Source organism: Tateyamaria sp. LSS28 (assembly GCF_059611725.1).
The window spans coordinates 613894-630344 of the sequence record NZ_JCAPFI010000002.1 but is presented as its reverse complement, the minus strand read 5'-3'; the positions used below and the strand labels follow the sequence as shown (position 1 = coordinate 630344).

Genomic DNA, 16451 nt, shown 5'->3' with positions numbered 1-16451 from the left:
ACTATGGACCATCAGAGGTAAAATTATGCCACGTTCCGCCACTGCCCGCATATTTCTCAAACTAAACAGTCAATTCTCTGCCCTGAACGGTGTCGCCCTGTTGGTTGCCGCCGGTTTGATCGCCCCGATCCTGATTGCCAATCCGGTCGACTGGGCCGCTTTGGGGCTACGCGGCCTCGGGCTCGGGCTTCTTGGGTTTGCACTGGTTTTGTACCTGTTATCGAAGAACAAATTTTTGTCTCGCTCTGCGGTCAGTGAGATCGTCTTTCTTGATGCACTCTGGGTTCTGGGGAGCGTGGTGCTGATCGCATTTTTTGGGGACATCCTCACGACGAACGGGATCACCGTGGTAACGATTGTTGCGATGGTCGTGGCATTCTTTGCCATTGCGCAGTTTGCCGCCGCCGCCAAGATTAAGAAACCTCTGCCAGAAGCCTCTGTGGAAACACGCGATGGAAAGCTTTATGCGACCGTCAAGCGCAGTGTGAGGGCACCCAAAGAAACTGTTTGGGACGTGATGACGGACCACCCTGCCTATGCAGATGTTGCGGATAACATCTCAAAGGTCGAAGTTCTGTCCGGTGATGGCTTGGGGATGAAGCGCCGGTGCTATGGGCCCAAAGGTGAAAGCTGGGAGGAAACATGTGACCGCTTCGAGCCCGGACACTCCTACGGGTTTCGCATTCACACGGAAGCAGATGATTACCCCTATCCGTTTGCAGATCTCACCGGTCGCTGGACGGTCAATGAGCATTCCGTCGGATCGGAGTTCGACATCGAGATTGTCGCGACCTTGAAGGGCAGTGCCGCGTCGAAATGGCTGTTCGCGACGATGGCAAAACCGCAGTTCAAGGCCATTCTGATCGACCTCGCAGATGCCTGGGCGGACCGTATGGAGCGCGAAGCGAAATGAGCGTCCTTTGGTGCCACTTAAGCAAGGCACACCGCCAACATGGTTTGGGAGTCTGACATGTCGTCCAAAAACTCAAACGTCGGGCCCGACGTGATCCTCAATGAACTGGCCTATCTATCCCCATCGGCGCAGCTCTTTGGAAAAATCACCGTTGAACACCAATCTTCCATTTGGTCAAACGTTGTGATGCGTGCTGAGGCTCAAGAGATCCGCATTGGCCAACGCACGAATATTCAGGACTTTGTCATGATACATGTGGGCGAACAGACGCCAACGATTGTAGGGGATGATTGTTCCATCACACACCACGCAACACTTCATGGCTGCACGATCGGGGACCGGTGTTTGATTGGCATCAACGCGACCATCATGGATGGCGCAGTGATCGGTGAGAACTCAATTGTCGCGGGCCACTCTATCGTTACGGAACTCAGTGTCTTCCCTGAGAACTCTGTGATCGCGGGTGTTCCGGCAAAACTGGTGAAGCGGAACGACAATTCCGAAGCAAACCGTTTCAATGCACGGATGTATGAAATGAACGCAGAGAACTATGCGGCCGGTATCTACCGGATTGACCCTCAAAAACTTGCGAGCCTTAAAGGCTGAATTCGAACAGGGGGAGCCAGTCTTCCGACGTTTCAGTCTGGGTCCAACTCAGCTTTGAGTTTGCCAAAGGGATCATAACACCGGGATATTGCCCAAATCGAGGAAGCAATTCTCCAACACTTTGGAGCCGAAACGGAGCGTAAACACGATGCCCATGCCCTGGACTTACCGCCACGCAACCAAGGAATGGCGTGCCTTCCTTGCCGATGCAAAGGACCAAATGGCATTGGAGTCAGACAATATGGCCTACACAGCTGTCGATGCCGTCTTGCAAGTGTTTCGCCGTCGCTTGTCAGCGCAACAGGGTTTGCTCTTTGCCAGCGTTCTGCCTTGCGTTTTGCGAGCGATCTTTGTGAAAGACTGGGATGTATCCGCACCTCCCCTGGCCTTTGCTGATCGAGACGATCTCATCCGAGAGGTCAAACGCATTCGGCCCGATCACAACCTTACGCCTATCAATGCGATTGAAGCCACAGCCTGGGCTGTCCGCAGATGCACGAACAAGTTGGATTTTGACCGCGTATTGGAAGAGATGCCTGAAGGCGCTCGCGAGTACTGGCATGTCGAAGTGGCGGATCCTAAGGAACTGGAACAGCGGATCATCTAACCCCGATCGACCGGTCCACGGATGCAATCGCTGCAACCCGCAAGAATAAGCTCAGCCAGCGTGAACCATCCCGCGTCTGACTAGTGCGAGACGTTGCGTCTCGATTAGCGAACAACAAGTTAGCAGATGGAAAGGCTCCTTGACATGTCTCAAAAAGCGCATATGTAAAGCAAGCTTTCCATATTCAAGGAGAAACAAGGTGACAACAGAACTGGCAACCCGCCGCTATTTCAAGGTATTTTTCCCCTCTATCGTCGCGTACCTGGTAGGTTCGGTGGGCACAATATGGGCTTCCGAAAACCTGGTCCTGTCTCCACATGCGCTCTATGGTTTTGCCGTCGTTCCCATTGTTGCAATGGTTGCGATTTTTTGGGCCCACTGGCGCTTCATCAATGAGATTGACGAATTCTTGCGCCTTATCCAGATCAAGGCTGTTCTTTTCGGCATTGCCGGTGTCATGGTTGTGGCTACGGGATGGGGAACATTGGAGATGTTGGCTGACGCGCCAAAGCTACAGGTATTTTGGTTGATGCCCATCTTCTGGACCACTTACTCCGCTGCGGTGGGCCTCATATCCAAAAAAGAAGGCACGTTCTGATGAAGAACGTTTTGAAAGCTCTCCGTTCGGAGTTTGGTTGGTCACAAGCTGTACTAGGAGAGAAACTCGACGTGTCTCGCCAGACCATCAATGCAATTGAGGCGGGACGCTACGATCCATCGCTACCGTTGGCATTCAAGATTGCCAATCTGTTTGAAAGACAGATCGAGGATATCTTCGACGGAAGTCCCGATCGCGGCCAAGATCACCGTTTGGACGCTTGATGCATTGTGTTTGCGCAGGCTCAACTGCGCTGCTTGAAACAGCGACGTTGTCATGACGCTAAGGGCTCACCGAAAAGTCTGACATTGATCGCGTCTTCCAGGGCTCTTGCAATTCCAAAACCGGTAGTCTCGCGCCACTGAATGAGGTCCAGACGCCTCTTGGCCCGCTCTGACGCAAGTTTTCGCCGAATTCACATTGCAGTCTCTGGATGGATTGCCTTCCACGCAATCAGGCAAAATATGCTCGCCACTGCCAAACAAGAACAGATAGGAGCTTTGATTGGAAGATAACAAGCACTTGCTGGACGGCATGGTGCTGTTCTGCGCAGTTGTCGAGTCGGAAAGCCTTACTGCAGCAGCAAGCCGTCTGGGGCACACAACCTCCCATGTAAGCAAGGAGCTTACGCGCCTTGAGACAAGGTTGCGCTCCCGGCTGCTTCACAGAACCACGCGTAAAATTGGTCTGACTGAGACAGGCCGGGTCTACTATGAAACCGCGCGACGCATCTTGTTGGACGCGAGGATCATAGAGACCAAACTTCAAACCCTCGGCGACCGCCCCTACGGCGAGTTGAAAGTGAGTGTTCCGGTGATCTTTGCGCAAGGGTGTTTCAGTGCCTGGATGCCAGAATTTTTGGAGAAATTCCCAGACATCACACTCAATGTCGACGTATCAGACCGGCATGTCGACATGGTGGCCGAAAGCTATGATCTGATCGTGCGAATTGGCCAGCTGCCCGACTCAAGTTTGATCGCGCGCGAGCTTTTTAGGACTTCGTTGCCGACAGTCGCCACGCCGGGTTACCTGGCCGAACATGGGGTGCCCCAGCACCCGTCTGATCTGTCCGAGCACCATTTGATCACGTTCGCCAGCCACGACATTGCGAATAACTGGGACTACTCGCAAGTCGATGGCCGGTCGATCAAAGTCGACGCCCCGATGAAGGTGAGATGCAATGAAGCACATATGGAAAGAATGCTGGTCATGGGTGGACGGGGCATTACGCGGATACCGGAATTCGCTTATGTCGCCGAACTGAACTCCGGTGAGCTTGTCCGCGTCTTGGAAGAGTTCGAGGTGCCCCCACTTAGTGTCCATGCGATGTACCCAAATCGGGAGTACCTTCCACCTAAAACACGCGTGATGAAGGACTTCCTTGTGAATAAAGCAAAGTCGGCGTTTCAGACGTGACAAGTTGATGCGGATTTTCGTCAGATATATCCTCGAAGAAGCCCGCATCGGGTCATTTGCGGGAGAGAGTGAAATCCTCCGTAGTGCCATAACTTCCGTCTATACGACGCCCAGTTAAGGTTCTGGAGAGCCCAGATTGACAGATGCTGCGCTGCGCACCAGTGTCGGCAATCGGTTCCTATTCTATGATTCTATGGGCTGTGATGCAAAACGGCTTTGCGCTCTTCGCCTTTGATGTCCCGTAGAGCATAGAGCGTAATTTTACTACTCACACCCATCCTTCTGAGATCAACGACATAGGGCAGAATTTCTTCTCTATGCCATCGCATAAGATCACGCAGGCACCAACCAACGCCGGTTTGCACCAAGTGTTCAGCATCATGGATCAAGACATCGCAGTGGCGAAGCGCGACGTCTTTGAACAAGCCCGATTTCGCTACTTTGCGCGTGAATAAAACGACGCTCGCTCGGCGTAACCATCGGTCACCGTGGGCATTCCAGTTGCTCAAGAGTTCGATCATTTCACGCTCATGCCGTTGTAAAATACTTGGCAAAAACAACTTGGTAACACCGTCGATTTTGCTCCAGCCATGAAGGCCGCTCACGAGGTCTTCCAACTGATCAAATCGCCCCGGTGTAAAGTATTCAGGCACCTCCTCAAGGAGAGCCAAAGCTACACTCTTTTGTTCGCCATACCCCGAAGCTATGAGGTTCGTGGCCAAATTAACCTTCTGTTCTGTGTCCAAGGCGGCAAAGTCAGACTTCAGACTGGTCAAGAAACGCTTCATCTCGGGCGCCCTAACGCCGTATCCAAGATAGCGCGGGTCAGGTTCATTCGCATCGGCGGCATAGGGCGTTGTCTCTCCCAAACAACTCAGTTTGGAAGAGATCGCATGTTGCAGTGCATCGATGTTTACCAATGGCGGGCGGCTCATGATTTCCCAAAGTTGATTTCAGAGTAGATCTGGTCTTCTTCGACCTGTGCCAAGACCGGGGCATTCCCTTGCAAGTCGATAGACTGGCAGCCATCAGCTTTCGAGACGCGGCCGCACCCGATCAACATGTTTCACAAACGGTCAACCAAGTGACAACGAACATGCTGCCCACCGCAGGATTTCACGTTCTCCTGCATTCGACTCCCTAGCGCTCCTTGCTGTACGGGATCCCTCCGGCAGCAGGCGGAGTTGCCTTGCCAACGAACCCTGCAAGCACAATGACCGTCATGATGTAAGGAAACGAGGCTTCCAGGAACTCAACAAGTGTTGTGAGCCAACGATTATCGAATTCCACGACTCCTTGAATTTGGAAGCCGGTTGCCTGGACAAGTCCGAACAACAGGCAAGTGAACAGCGCAGCAAAGGGGCGCCATTTCGCAAAGATCAGCGCGGCCAGCGCAATAAATCCTCGGTCTGCAGTCATGGCTTCCGTATAGCCGGCTGATAGAGCGATCGATAGATAAGCTCCCGCGATACCGCAGAGAACACCAGCAATTGCGACCGCAGAGTATCGAACGCGAGCAACGCTGATGCCCGCTGTCTCGACCGCATCGGGAGCCTCGCCAACGGCCCGCAGGCGCAAGCCAAACCTTGTTTTATGAATTAGCCACCAGGTTCCCAAGACGCATCCAAAAGCGAAGTAAACAATGAAACTATGGCCCGAAATGACATCTCGATAGATGACGCCAAGGTCATTGTGAAATGGCAGATTGAGGTTCTTAAAGCGCTGTTCGCTGGCAAGGCTCGGTGTGTGGCCGCCCAAGTCGAAAAGAGCTGAGCCAATCAAGCCCGCGGTGCCAAGAGCAAGTATGTTGATCGAAACCCCTGATATCAGCTGATTTCCTCGTAGCGAGATCGAGGTGAACCCATGTAATAACGCGAAGGCGAGAGATGCAGATATCGCTGCGCACAGGCCAAGCATTGCGCTTCCAGTCAGGCTCGCAATTGCGGCAGCGGCGAATGCCGCAATCATCATTTTCCCTTCAAGGCCAATATCAAGAATGCCCGCCCGTTCCGAAAACAATCCAGCAAGGCACGCGAGCAGGATTGGAGTTGACAGGCGCGTTGCCGATCCAAACACTTGCGCGATCAGATCTAGATCCATCGACCGTTCCCGGTTCTGAACATCGTAAACACCGCGACCGTCGGAAAACGGATGAGGTTTTCCATTGCGCCAACAAACAGGATCACCAAGGCCTGAATCACAATAATCATTTTGGTCGGGATGGCCGGTATCTCGAAGGAAAGCTCTGCTCCTCCCTGGAACAGGGCACCGAACAACAATGCCGCAAAAACGATACCCAAGGGATGCGACCGCCCGATCAAGGAAACCGCGATGCCCGTGAAACCGGCCCCGCCGACAAACCCCAGCGAGAGTTGATGCTGTTGACCCAAAACGGCATTGGTTGCCATCAGACCTGCCAGACCACCTGAGATCGCCATCACGATCATTGTGATCTTGAATCTTGATTGTCCCGAATAATCGCTGACGGTGTTACTATGCCCAAACACACGGACCTCGTAGCCGAGCCGAGATCGCCAGAGAAACAGCCAAACTCCCACTGCTGCAAAAAGCGCAACCAGGAAGATGACATTGGCCTCTATGCGGGCAATGTCAAACCCCCACCAGTTAATAACCTGGTCCAGGCGCGGAACGTGGGATTCTTGGGCAAACTGGCGTGTTCGAGGAGCATCCAAACCCGTAGGTTTCAGGACATTGCTCAGCAGAGCGACCAACAGGCCTGCAGCAATGTAGTTGAACATGATCGTCGTGATGACAAGGTTCGATCCGCGCTTTGCCAAAAGGAACGCCGGAACAGCCGCCCAAAGAGAACCGAAGGCAATTGAGGCTCCCAGGCCAAAAATAAGAACGATGATCCAGTTCGTGCTGTCGAGCCAAAGACCAGCCAAGGCCGCCCCAACGCCTGCCAACAAGGCTTGGCCTTCTCCGCCGATGTTGAACAAACCGGCGTGAAAAGCGACTGACACAGCCAGTCCCGTAAAGATGAAATTCGTAGTATAGTAGAGCGTAAAGCCAAAATTGTATGGATTGCCAAACGCTCCATAGGACAGGATCTGCACAGCTTGCAAAGGCGACTCTCCAATTGAAAGAACCGCCAGAGCCGAGAATAGAACTGCCAACCCGACGCTCAGGATTGGTACGAGGACGTTTTCAGCCCATCTCGGTAAATGCAGCATGCCCGCCCTCGCGATTGTCAACGCCGCCCATCAATTGCCCAAGATCGCTCTCGTCAGTTTCGCCTGCCAGTCTGGTGCCGGAAATCCGACCATCGAACATCACAGAAATTCGATCTGACAGGGCGAGGATTTCATCTAGCTCGACTGAGACCAGCAAGATTGCCTTTCCTGCGGCCCTCAGCCCCAAGATCTGGTTGTGAATGAACTCGATTGCACCGATGTCGACACCTCGTGTTGGTTGGCCAACCAGCAGCAAATCTGGATTTTCGGCAATCTCTCTCGCAACAACTATTTTCTGCTGGTTGCCGCCGGAAAAATTTGCAGTCTTGAGAAATATGTCGCGAGGACGAACATCAAAAGCCTCAAACTTGACCCGTGCATCCGCCTGCATTGAGGTGATGTTCATCAAGGGTCCGTGTCTGAACTCTGATTTGCGGTGATGACCAAGCGCACAATTTTCCCAAGCCATGAATGGCGTCACCAGTCCATGCTTGTGTCGGTCTTCGGGAATGTGGCCGACACCAGATGTTCTAAGAATTCGGACGAGAGAAGCCCCGGTCGCATCAAGCGGTTGTCCGCCCAGCATGATGGAACCATCATCCAAAGCCCTCATACCAGAAAGGCATTCCAGGAGTTCCGTCTGGCCATTTCCGGCAACGCCAGCGATCCCCAGAACCTCACCGGCTCTCACTTCGAGATCGATATTCTTGAGGCGTGCAACACCATCCACTTTCACTGAAGCGTTGCGAACGCTTAGGACGGTCTTCCCAATGTGAGCTGGGTCCTTTTTGCGTTCAAATTGAACAGCACGGCCGACCATCCGCTCGGCTAGTTCGGGAATGCTGGTTCTTGACGTTTGAATGACTTCCGACATCTCGCCAGCGCGCATGACTGAAACGGTATCAGTTAGTTCTATAATTTCCCGCAGCTTGTGGGTGATGAATATGATCGTCTTTCCGCTGTTGCGCAGGCCGTTCAACAAGCGAAACAGATGGTCCGCTTCTGAGGGGGTCAAAACACTGGTTGGTTCATCGAGGATCAACAGATCCGCTTTGCGATAGAGGGCCTTGAGGATTTCTATTCTTTGCTGCGCACCGACGGGTAAATCTTCAACAACAGCATCCGGATCAACATCCAAACCGTACTCCGCTGCAATCTCTTTCAATAGTGTCCGGGCCTGCTTAAGAGCATGACCTAGAAGTGGCCCGCCCTCGGCCCCCAGAATAATGTTTTCAAGTGCGGTGAACGGTCTGACCAACATAAAGTGCTGGTGGACCATACCGATGCCAGCGTTGATCGCGTCAGTTGACGAAACAATGCGACGCTCCCTTCCATTGATGAAAATGGATCCGCTGTCGGCTTGATAAAATCCGTATAAAATGGACATCAGCGTCGATTTGCCTGCACCGTTCTCGCCGACGATCCCGTGAATGGTGCCGGGCGCGACGCTCAGGCTGACATTCCTATTGGCTTGTACAAGGCCGAACGCCTTGTTTATGCCCTCAAGCAAAATTGCCGGAGCGGTTGGTTGCAACCGCTCCTTTGTCGAAGATATTTGATCCATTGAACTGGGGTCAGGAAGAACAGCTGTCGTCTGTGCGATAGTCATGGACAACGATTTCGCCAGAAATGATAGCCTCTTTTGCCTCTGTAACGGCGGCTCTCATCTCGTCAGAAATGAGCGATCTGTTGTTTTCGTCGTCTGCCCAGTCGATGCCGCCTTCAGCAAGTCCGAGAGAACTCACGCCCGCCTCAAAAGCATCCTGATCAGCGGCCATCAAAGCCGAGTAGACGGCCACATCGACCCTTTTCAGCATTGAGGTGAGAACCTGCCCTGGATGGAGGCCGTTCTGATTGCTGTCGGTGCCAATTCCCAGAATGCCTCCATCTGCCGCCGCTTGAAGCACGCCAACACCAGTTCCGCCAGCGGCTTGAAAAATCACGTCTGCGCCGCGTCCGATTTGGGCTCTTGCCAATTCGCCACCCTTGACTGGGTCTGACCATGCGGCACCAGTAGTCCCGGTCATATTTTCGAGAATTGATATATTCTCATCGCCTTCGAGCGCACCCTGGCGATAGCCACAGGCGAACGCTCTGATCAGTGGGATGTCCATTCCGCCCACAAAGCCAATGGAACCGGTTTCGGACGCCATGGCCGCAAGCAATCCGACGAGAAATGACCCTTCATGTTCTTTGAATACAAGTGACCTGACATTTGGTAGTTCTACGACGGAGTCGATGATCACAAAACTTGTATCTGGATATTCTTGAGCTACCGTGTTGACCGGTTGTGCAAATGCAAATCCTGCTACGACAATTGGGCTTCTTCCCTCCTGCGCAAAGCGTCGTAAAACCTGCTCGCGTTGGGCATCCGACTGAAGCTCGAACTCCCGATAGCCGGTACCTGTCTCCGATGTGAATCTCTGCGCCCCATTATAGGTGGATTCGTTAAATGAGCGGTCGAACTTGCCACCCAAGCCGTAAATGACAGCCGGTTTGCTTTCAGCCAAGGCCGCACCGCCAACTGACGTGCAAAGCAACAAGCTCATGAAGGTACTCGAACAGTTCATACTTTCTTCCTTTCGGGTTTCCAACGCGGGTCGGGCCTAGGTCATAAGCCGAAGCAAGAAACGTCGCGCAAAAGCATCCGTTCACGCAGCCTAGCGCTGGCCGCGCAATCCAAATTTAGACGGTTGTTTCAATCTCTGACGTCGGAATTACCGCCCATCAGAGCAGACCTTAATCATTCATTTAGAAAGAGATTTGTTCCTCTGGGATCACAATCGGTTTATTGTAAACTGAGCGATCAGACGCCAAGGCTTTCCCCATTGAACAAAGGCGTCACGTACTCAAACTTCGCGGTGTTCATGCTGAACGAGCTGACATGCCTATCACGGCAGCGATCCGAACATTTGCGCTGCCAAAAACGAATTTTTGACGGATGATGGGTATCTGGAATTCCATCGAGAGTGCGTTGATAACGCCTCAAGTCATAAGTAGCTTCGGAGCCAGTTCTTCGATGTAGAAAGACAGGATATCTCCAGTCGATTCCAAAGGATTGGGGCCACCCGAGGAACTACTGGAAAGCATTTCTGAGAGTGTACTCTCAGATCCGCCGTTCGGCTGACTGTCTATGACATCAGACACCACACCGCACTGAGCTGTCTTGATCTTTCGGGCAGCGCTGTTGATGCGCGAGACGGCATAAAGATGTGCAGAGTCGAGGTTGACGACATCGCATCCGGCGTCGCCAAACTGTTCCAACATCCGATCATCTTCGCGATAAATCGCGTCACCAGTCGCCGCTGACACACATTTCAGAGCCTGTGGTCGGGTTGCTTGCCACAGATCAACGATCTGCTGCATCAGCTCCGCATCAGGTTTGACGGTGGGACTGGTGGTGTAATGCGGTGTGGTTCCGTCGGCGACGAAGGCTTCTTCGACAAGATAATATGAACCCATAGCCGATCCGGCTGTGCCAAGTCCCCCGGCAAGACCGTAAGCAAGAATGTAGTCGATGCCGTAATAGGCCAGTTCTTCCACAGTCGAAGATGCCACCGGCCCGCCATAGACATGCGATATGGAAAGAAAGGATCGTCCTTCATGCTTCAAGAGCCTTACACTGTCTGGTGAAACATGAATGAAATGCTGATCATGCACCCGTTTTGGAGCGTAATTCAACAAATGGGCCGGGGGAGGGCAAAAGCCCATCAGCGCGATTTTCACGTCACCAAAGATGTCGGACGCAAATCTGGTGCCAACGAGGTTCTCAGGAACTAGATGGTATTTATGGGCCAAAACAGGAATGAACCTCCGCATGCGGCGTGTAGAGTAGTTGAGGCAGACCACCGTCTATCGATCCACTTCCGTTGAATTCAGACACGTTCGCCACGCAACGGCTCATCGAGGTAGAAAAGGATCGACCAAGGGCGATTGCGACAGGTCCTGATCCATAGCCTCACCTGACGTCCATGATTGCTGTATGCACAATAAGCCAGGTGTCGTTCACACGTTCGACAACTAAATGAATGTGAGTTCTTCGGTTTTCTTGATCATCGCTTCGAGGCGAGCCGCGATCGCTGTCAGTGTAGAGATGTAAAACAGCACCGTCTGCTCCGACATAGCGCCTAGAAATTCTTCTCATGTCGCTGACTTCGCGCCTTGAAACATCGTCATCAAACTGCGGGAAAAGTCTGACTGTAAGAAAGCTACCTAAGGCAACCTGTCCCCGAATTATCCTACCATAGGCGTTGATCCATTCCGCATCCGGCGAATGTAGCGCCAACAATGCGTCGGTGTCTTGATCGTACCAAGCTGCCTTGTAAGCCTCCAACAAACGGGTGATCGCCACTTCGTCCTGTGCGGCTTCTGCGGCACCAATTGTGATGTTTTCGGGGATTTCCCGTCGCTCTTGTGCGAGCAAATCTTGGCAAAGAAACACTGTAAGAATATTTGCTGTGACAATCTGCCAGAACATCCAGTATGCACCTCACCTGCCGGTCAACCGCCGGAACGTGATGCCGTACCACGAAACCTGACCGTGAAAGGGAGTCTACACGAGTAAGGCTCTTGATTTCTGATCCATTTGGAAAAGGTCATTTTCTGGAAGTCAGTTGGTGGACTTGCGGTAGCCCAGGCGGAAATAAGGGCTCTCTTCCATTTCGCCGATTGCGGCGCGAACGTCGGCTTCTGAAAAGCGAACGACCGCGCTTTAAGCGAGACGGCGCAGGATCAAGGATTGATCCGGTTTGCAGATGGCCGGTACTACTCAGCTCAACCCAAGTTGCGTATACATGAGCGTTGGACGGCTGTGAGCGCAACTTGATCATTCGACGGACTGCGACGAAGGACCGAGTTTGTCTTCAGCAGCATCTGTTGAAGAGGGCTCCTGCGCGGGCTTGTGGACCGCCACGCCGATCATCACGAGAGCCACACCGAGCACGTCGATAGCGCTCGGAATCTGGTGTAGGACAATAGCTCCGATGATAGTCGCCGTTGCGGGCAGAAGGGCTAGTAGGAACGCAAAGCTGGCCCTTGGTAGTCGCGCCATGGCGAGTTGATCGCAGACATAGGGTATGACTGACGAACAGATGCCGACGCCAATCCCGGCCAGGACCAGCAGGGGCGCACCGAATGCGTCCAACGCTTGTAGGAACCCGATTGGCATAACGAAGATGAAAGCCGCTGTCATGGCCGCACCCAGACGCTCCACGCCGCCTGATGCGCCGCCTTCGGAAATTCTGTGACCTAGGATGATGTAGAGAACGAACAGCGCCCCGTTCAGCACCGCCCAGGTCAGGCCCAGAAAATCGGAGGTCAGCTTAGAACCGTCCGCAGCCAAAAGTGACGGCACGTCGATGAGCAGGGCAACGCCGATGATGGCGAAGGCAAAGGCCAGATAGTTGCGTCCGGTGCGCAGACCCCAAAGCGCAATCCCGATAGAGGGCAAAAATTTCGACACCATCCGCCAAAATCGGAGTTTTTCAACACTATCCGCCCCGTGCGGAAATCCAATGTCTCCTTTTGGGCTGCGACTGCAGCATCTTGACTGGTCAATGAAAGGCAGGTTTGGGCTGGCAGCATTGAAAAACCCCTCACAGAGCTAAGTAACCAAGCGGCTTGGCGAGCAGACCCAGCGCCTGTGAGGTCGCGCGAAATTACCTCGGTGCGCGGCCTCACTTCTTCGCCGCCTTCATTCGCGCGTACCTGGCCAAAACCCGCCTCGGCTACACTTCTGTCATTGACCCCTACTGGCGCGAAGGTCCGCACGGCGGACAAAACGGACCTGCAAACGGTACGCGCCAAGGTCCGCTTACTCACGTCGGTTGTTTTCAATCACTATCCACCTGAGAGAACTTGGAGGATCCATGTCGCAAGAAGGCTTCCAGAAGCACCAGCGGCTGACTGCTGCGCTATGTTTGAAATAGAATGCAGAATCTGACGATCTTTTTTTTCTACCTTTACGAGCGCAGTCTTTATTTCGTCCTCGTCGTCTTCCGTTAATCCGATTTCTAGTTTTGAAACAATATTGTCGAATTCAGATTGGAGTTCATTGTAGTGCTGAGACATTCGAAATGCATCTTTCACCGAGGAATGCATAGATGAATTCAGACTCAGTGACGATGCTAACAGAGTGTGGAGCCCAGAAACCTGTTCTTCCAAACTTGCTATCCTACTTTCACTTTCGCTACGGGAAAGGTCAAGCATATCGCGGGTCATTCGCAACTCCATTGAAGAAAGATCCAGCTTATTCTGCAATTGCATCGCAGAAACCCTGTCTAACATATACTCTTCCGGCGCTGTGGCCCCCGATATCACGCCGCCATAGGCATCGAGTTCGGCAGAAATTCTGTCAATGTTCCCATCTATAGTCTCTACCACTAAAGTTACTTCCAAGCCGTTTTGGACAATCTTCACTTTACTGCTCTCTTCTGGGTATTTTGTTTCCAAAACATTTGAAAAGTAGTTTAGGATCGATATCCCTGCTTGCTTATATTCTGGAGGAAATGTGATTGATCGTTTTACTTGATGCACGACGTAACCGTGTTTTAACGCCCTTTCAGCCGTCGCTTCCAAGCTGATGTCCATACATTCGTCGCAGATTGCGGTAGACCTGCCTGCTTCATCCCTGTCATTACTAACAACGATGTATTTGACGTCGTCCTTATTCTTTCCACAAAAAGAGCAATCATATACCGCCATTAGGGTAACCCATCAATCTTACGTTTGGTCATGGCTTAATGACTGGGCAGGGTCTTGTACAGTTTTTCTGCCTCGCAACGGCATGTGAGAGAAAGCCGACCTTGGCCGCACTGCGGCATTTGGTGACTAAGGGCTCGAAGCGGACCTTGCTGGTGTTCGCTAGTATTTACCATAATGAACCCTACGCGCGGCTATCCATAGCTTCGACTCCATAAAGGGATATCTTGCTGTCGGACGTCAGTACCGGCACATCCTCAGATATACTTTGAGCGACGAGCATCCGATCGAACGGATCTCGGTGGTGGAGATCCAGCCTCGAAAGAGCGATCATGTGACTGTCCGCGAAGCCGATCCTTTCAAAACCAGCTTCCGCCACGGCGAGACAGACCTTCGAAACGTCAGCGTCGAGTTTACCGAGGTTGGCCTTGATCGCGATCTCCCAAATGATAACCGGGCTAATGATCGGCTCTTCGGACAGGAAAATGCGACGAGCTTTTTCACCCAGTTGATCAGAGTCGATCAGCCACCAAAGCAGGGCCTGCGTGTCAATCAGGACGCGCACTTACGATTGGCTTTCAAAGTCTGCCACGATGTCGGGATCCTCATCGTCGAAGTTGTCCGGGATCGTCAACTGCCCCTTAAGGGCGCCTGGTGCGCGCTTTCCGAACTCGCCATCACTAGGTATCAGTTTGAAACGACCCTGTTTCGCACCTTGGCGCGTGATCTCGACTTGAACACCGGCGGCTACCATATCAAGAATCTCGGACAGGCGGGACTTGGCTTCGCGAAGAGTGAATTGCTTTGACATTTCCAACCTCCCAGTGTGACTACATATAGCCAAAGAGGCCGCAATCGTCAAGAGCGGCATAATCTAGGTTATGTTAAATAAGTCAGTATTGCTGACATTGTTTGATCGTTTTCATACTCGATGTTTCGAGAACTCTACGCAATTGATAGCGCGCTTTCGCTGCATCCCCAACGGACAACTCAGACGCGGACAATGCACCAATTCACCGCGACCGCACGAATGTCCGCAAAGCCACCGCTTCGTGGCATCCGGCAAGCCAATTAGTGAAGAAACATACGGACGAGTTGGGAGGAAACCTTCCGCCGAACCTAGACAATCAAGAAAAGATGGCTTGTCAGGACTCACCCAGGCGCGGCTAATGAGGGCATCGTAGGCTTTCTGGAGATAATGCGTGTCTAGCCGGAAGTACCGCTTTGCAGCTCTGTTAGTCTCCGTAATGGGTTTGGCTAGCATTCTGGTCGCCACGGATAGTCCACTCGCCGGCCGGATTCTGACACGGATCGAAGCGCACCGTCTGATGGATCGCTTTGACGAGACTGCTCTTGAGCTTCACTCCATTGAGGGACGTGGCGAAGAAACTCGGGTCATCTTTTCGCGTGCCGGTGACCCAGTTCAGCTGGAACCTATTTTTGTTAGTGGATGTAACAAACTCCAGTGTGTACAAGATCTCGCGGCTGCACTCTGGTCACGAGATGTGCAATACGAAATCGCTGATTACCTTTTCAGCAGTTTCGACAAATGCGACCTGCCGCCGATTGCCATCCCCGAGATCATTTTGCCTTGGCCCAAAGCGCAATCCTATGATCAACGCCCGGTTGGCAGGATCTTCAACCTCCGAGCAGAAATATTTCTAGACACGGCGGACATTAGCGATGACGTTTCACGGTTTCAGAAGACCGCAGAAGCGTGCATCAGATCCCTTATGCAGGAGCCGACAGAAAACCCGGGTTGGGCGCTTGTCACGGACAATGTGGGATTTGAGATAATATCCGTGCCCTTGTTTAGCGGACTGAAGCGGCCTGCGGTTCGACCAGTATTGGAGCATGGGCCTTACATACTCAAAAGAGATGGCGGTTCCGCGATCAAACATTACGGCAGAACAGTTCATTACCGCCTCGTTATTGAAGGAGAACAAACGATCAAATCTCTCCTGACGGTAGCGGAACATCCTGCCATTGCGGAAAACGACATACGCATGGCGTTGAAACAACCTCTTACCGCCTGGCTGAGAGAGGTCGAACCAAATCGCAAAACCGGCGATCTCTCATTTAAGGCCAGCGATGTGCAAGACGTTCCAGGGTCAGACGTGATGGGCCGCATGTTCATTGAAATTACCGATCCTGCAACATCTGAGAAGGCGGTTGTGGCCGCGAGCATTGATCTTGAGGCAGTGGAACAAGAGGCTTGGCAACCCTCCGGTTTTGATTTTGTTGCGGAGTTTGGCCGAGAGACTGTTATGGATACACCGCCCACGCACTACGATCTCGAAGAGCTGCCCAACGAGTAGTTGAATCAGTGACGACCCCGGTCTCGGCGAAGTTACGCCGTTGTGTCGCGCCATCAACCAACCGTTCTTGACCATCCAACCGTGCCGCGAGTGAATGCTT

18 protein-coding genes are annotated in these 16451 nt (G+C 52.6%); 7 read left to right on the top strand and 11 right to left on the bottom strand.

Going from position 1 to position 16451, the window contains the following annotated elements:
* Positions 1-25: 25 nt before the first annotated feature.
* The 6 genes from AC53L6_RS07665 (at position 26) to AC53L6_RS07640 (ending at position 4140) form a co-directional block, all read left to right on the top strand.
* Complete coding sequence (locus AC53L6_RS07665; protein WP_496907414.1) at positions 26-913, top strand: SRPBCC family protein; 888 nt, start codon at positions 26-28, stop codon at positions 911-913.
* Positions 914-1003: 90 nt separating this feature from the next.
* Positions 1004-1519, top strand: coding sequence for a gamma carbonic anhydrase family protein (locus AC53L6_RS07660; protein WP_496907413.1), 516 nt, complete (start codon positions 1004-1006; stop codon positions 1517-1519).
* Between the two features lie 154 nt (positions 1520-1673).
* Positions 1674-2126: a DUF2267 domain-containing protein gene (locus AC53L6_RS07655; RefSeq protein WP_496907412.1), complete on the top strand. Its 453-nt coding sequence runs from the start codon at positions 1674-1676 to the stop codon at positions 2124-2126.
* Positions 2127-2325: 199 nt separating this feature from the next.
* Positions 2326-2724: a hypothetical protein gene (locus tag AC53L6_RS07650; protein WP_496907411.1), complete on the top strand. Its 399-nt coding sequence runs from the start codon at positions 2326-2328 to the stop codon at positions 2722-2724.
* Positions 2724-2948, top strand: coding sequence for a helix-turn-helix transcriptional regulator (locus tag AC53L6_RS07645; protein ID WP_496907410.1), 225 nt, complete (start codon positions 2724-2726; stop codon positions 2946-2948). The genes AC53L6_RS07650 and AC53L6_RS07645 overlap by 1 nt, the downstream gene beginning before the upstream one ends.
* 298 nt (positions 2949-3246) lie before the next feature.
* Positions 3247-4140: a LysR family transcriptional regulator gene (locus AC53L6_RS07640; protein WP_496907409.1), complete on the top strand. Its 894-nt coding sequence runs from the start codon at positions 3247-3249 to the stop codon at positions 4138-4140.
* A 191-nt stretch (positions 4141-4331) separates the two neighbouring features.
* Here AC53L6_RS07640 and AC53L6_RS07635 read toward each other — a convergent pair whose 3' ends face one another.
* From AC53L6_RS07635 to AC53L6_RS07585, 11 genes are all read right to left on the bottom strand, one after another.
* Positions 4332-5075 carry a DNA alkylation repair protein gene (locus AC53L6_RS07635; RefSeq protein ID WP_496907408.1) on the bottom strand — a complete coding sequence of 248 codons (744 nt, stop codon included), beginning with the start codon at positions 5073-5075 and terminating at the stop codon, positions 4332-4334.
* A gap of 205 nt (positions 5076-5280) precedes the next feature.
* Positions 5281-6240, bottom strand: coding sequence for an ABC transporter permease (locus AC53L6_RS07630; RefSeq protein WP_496907407.1), 960 nt, complete (start codon positions 6238-6240; stop codon positions 5281-5283).
* Positions 6231-7334 carry an ABC transporter permease gene (locus tag AC53L6_RS07625; protein WP_496907406.1) on the bottom strand — a complete coding sequence of 368 codons (1104 nt, stop codon included), beginning with the start codon at positions 7332-7334 and terminating at the stop codon, positions 6231-6233. The genes AC53L6_RS07630 and AC53L6_RS07625 overlap by 10 nt, the downstream gene beginning before the upstream one ends.
* Entirely contained in the window at positions 7309-8898 is a 1590-nt protein-coding gene (locus AC53L6_RS07620) for an ABC transporter ATP-binding protein (protein WP_496907546.1), read from the bottom strand. Before AC53L6_RS07620 ends, AC53L6_RS07625 begins: the two co-directional genes overlap by 26 nt.
* A gap of 10 nt (positions 8899-8908) precedes the next feature.
* Positions 8909-9904, bottom strand: coding sequence for a BMP family lipoprotein (locus AC53L6_RS07615; protein WP_496907405.1), 996 nt, complete (start codon positions 9902-9904; stop codon positions 8909-8911).
* Between the two features lie 415 nt (positions 9905-10319).
* Positions 10320-11060 (bottom strand): phosphorylase family protein, encoded by a 741-nt coding sequence (locus AC53L6_RS07610; RefSeq protein ID WP_496907404.1) that lies wholly within the window; start codon positions 11058-11060, stop codon positions 10320-10322.
* Between the two features lie 232 nt (positions 11061-11292).
* Positions 11293-11811 (bottom strand): YybH family protein, encoded by a 519-nt coding sequence (locus tag AC53L6_RS07605; protein WP_496907403.1) that lies wholly within the window; start codon positions 11809-11811, stop codon positions 11293-11295.
* A 348-nt stretch (positions 11812-12159) separates the two neighbouring features.
* Complete coding sequence (locus AC53L6_RS07600; protein WP_496907402.1) at positions 12160-12798, bottom strand: EamA family transporter; 639 nt, start codon at positions 12796-12798, stop codon at positions 12160-12162.
* 374 nt (positions 12799-13172) lie between these two features.
* Entirely contained in the window at positions 13173-14036 is an 864-nt protein-coding gene (locus AC53L6_RS07595) for a ClpX C4-type zinc finger protein (protein ID WP_496907401.1), read from the bottom strand.
* Between the two features lie 181 nt (positions 14037-14217).
* Complete coding sequence (locus AC53L6_RS07590) at positions 14218-14598, bottom strand: type II toxin-antitoxin system VapC family toxin (protein WP_496907400.1); 381 nt, start codon at positions 14596-14598, stop codon at positions 14218-14220.
* A complete protein-coding gene (locus AC53L6_RS07585) occupies positions 14599-14844 on the bottom strand; it encodes a type II toxin-antitoxin system Phd/YefM family antitoxin (protein WP_496907399.1) in 246 nt (81 codons plus the stop codon). It lies immediately after the preceding gene.
* A 436-nt stretch (positions 14845-15280) separates the two neighbouring features.
* On the opposite strand from AC53L6_RS07585, the gene AC53L6_RS07580 reads away from it, so the two are divergent.
* A complete protein-coding gene (locus AC53L6_RS07580; RefSeq protein ID WP_496907193.1) occupies positions 15281-16351 on the top strand; it encodes a hypothetical protein in 1071 nt (356 codons plus the stop codon).
* Positions 16352-16451: the final 100 nt, after the last annotated feature.

Bases quoted from the DNA above. Each gene is read 5' to 3' on its own strand.
- AC53L6_RS07665 (WP_496907414.1), top strand. From the start codon at position 26: ATGCCACGTTCCGCCACTGCCCGCATATTTCTCAAACTAAACAGTCAA.
- AC53L6_RS07655 (WP_496907412.1), top strand. From the start codon at position 1,674: ATGCCCTGGACTTACCGCCACGCAACCAAGGAATGGCGTGCCTTCCTT.
- AC53L6_RS07645 (WP_496907410.1), top strand. From the start codon at position 2,724: ATGAAGAACGTTTTGAAAGCTCTCCGTTCGGAGTTTGGTTGGTCACAA.
- AC53L6_RS07635 (WP_496907408.1), bottom strand. From the start codon at position 5,075: ATGAGCCGCCCGCCATTGGTAAACATCGATGCACTGCAACATGCGATC.
- AC53L6_RS07630 (WP_496907407.1), bottom strand. From the start codon at position 6,240: ATGGATCTAGATCTGATCGCGCAAGTGTTTGGATCGGCAACGCGCCTG.
- AC53L6_RS07625 (WP_496907406.1), bottom strand. From the start codon at position 7,334: ATGCTGCATTTACCGAGATGGGCTGAAAACGTCCTCGTACCAATCCTG.
- AC53L6_RS07620 (WP_496907546.1), bottom strand. From the start codon at position 8,898: ATGGATCAAATATCTTCGACAAAGGAGCGGTTGCAACCAACCGCTCCG.
- AC53L6_RS07615 (WP_496907405.1), bottom strand. From the start codon at position 9,904: ATGAACTGTTCGAGTACCTTCATGAGCTTGTTGCTTTGCACGTCAGTT.
- AC53L6_RS07605 (WP_496907403.1), bottom strand. From the start codon at position 11,811: ATGTTCTGGCAGATTGTCACAGCAAATATTCTTACAGTGTTTCTTTGC.
- AC53L6_RS07600 (WP_496907402.1), bottom strand. From the start codon at position 12,798: ATGGTGTCGAAATTTTTGCCCTCTATCGGGATTGCGCTTTGGGGTCTG.
- AC53L6_RS07595 (WP_496907401.1), bottom strand. From the start codon at position 14,036: ATGGCGGTATATGATTGCTCTTTTTGTGGAAAGAATAAGGACGACGTC.
- AC53L6_RS07585 (WP_496907399.1), bottom strand. From the start codon at position 14,844: ATGTCAAAGCAATTCACTCTTCGCGAAGCCAAGTCCCGCCTGTCCGAG.
- AC53L6_RS07580 (WP_496907193.1), top strand. From the start codon at position 15,281: ATGGGTTTGGCTAGCATTCTGGTCGCCACGGATAGTCCACTCGCCGGC.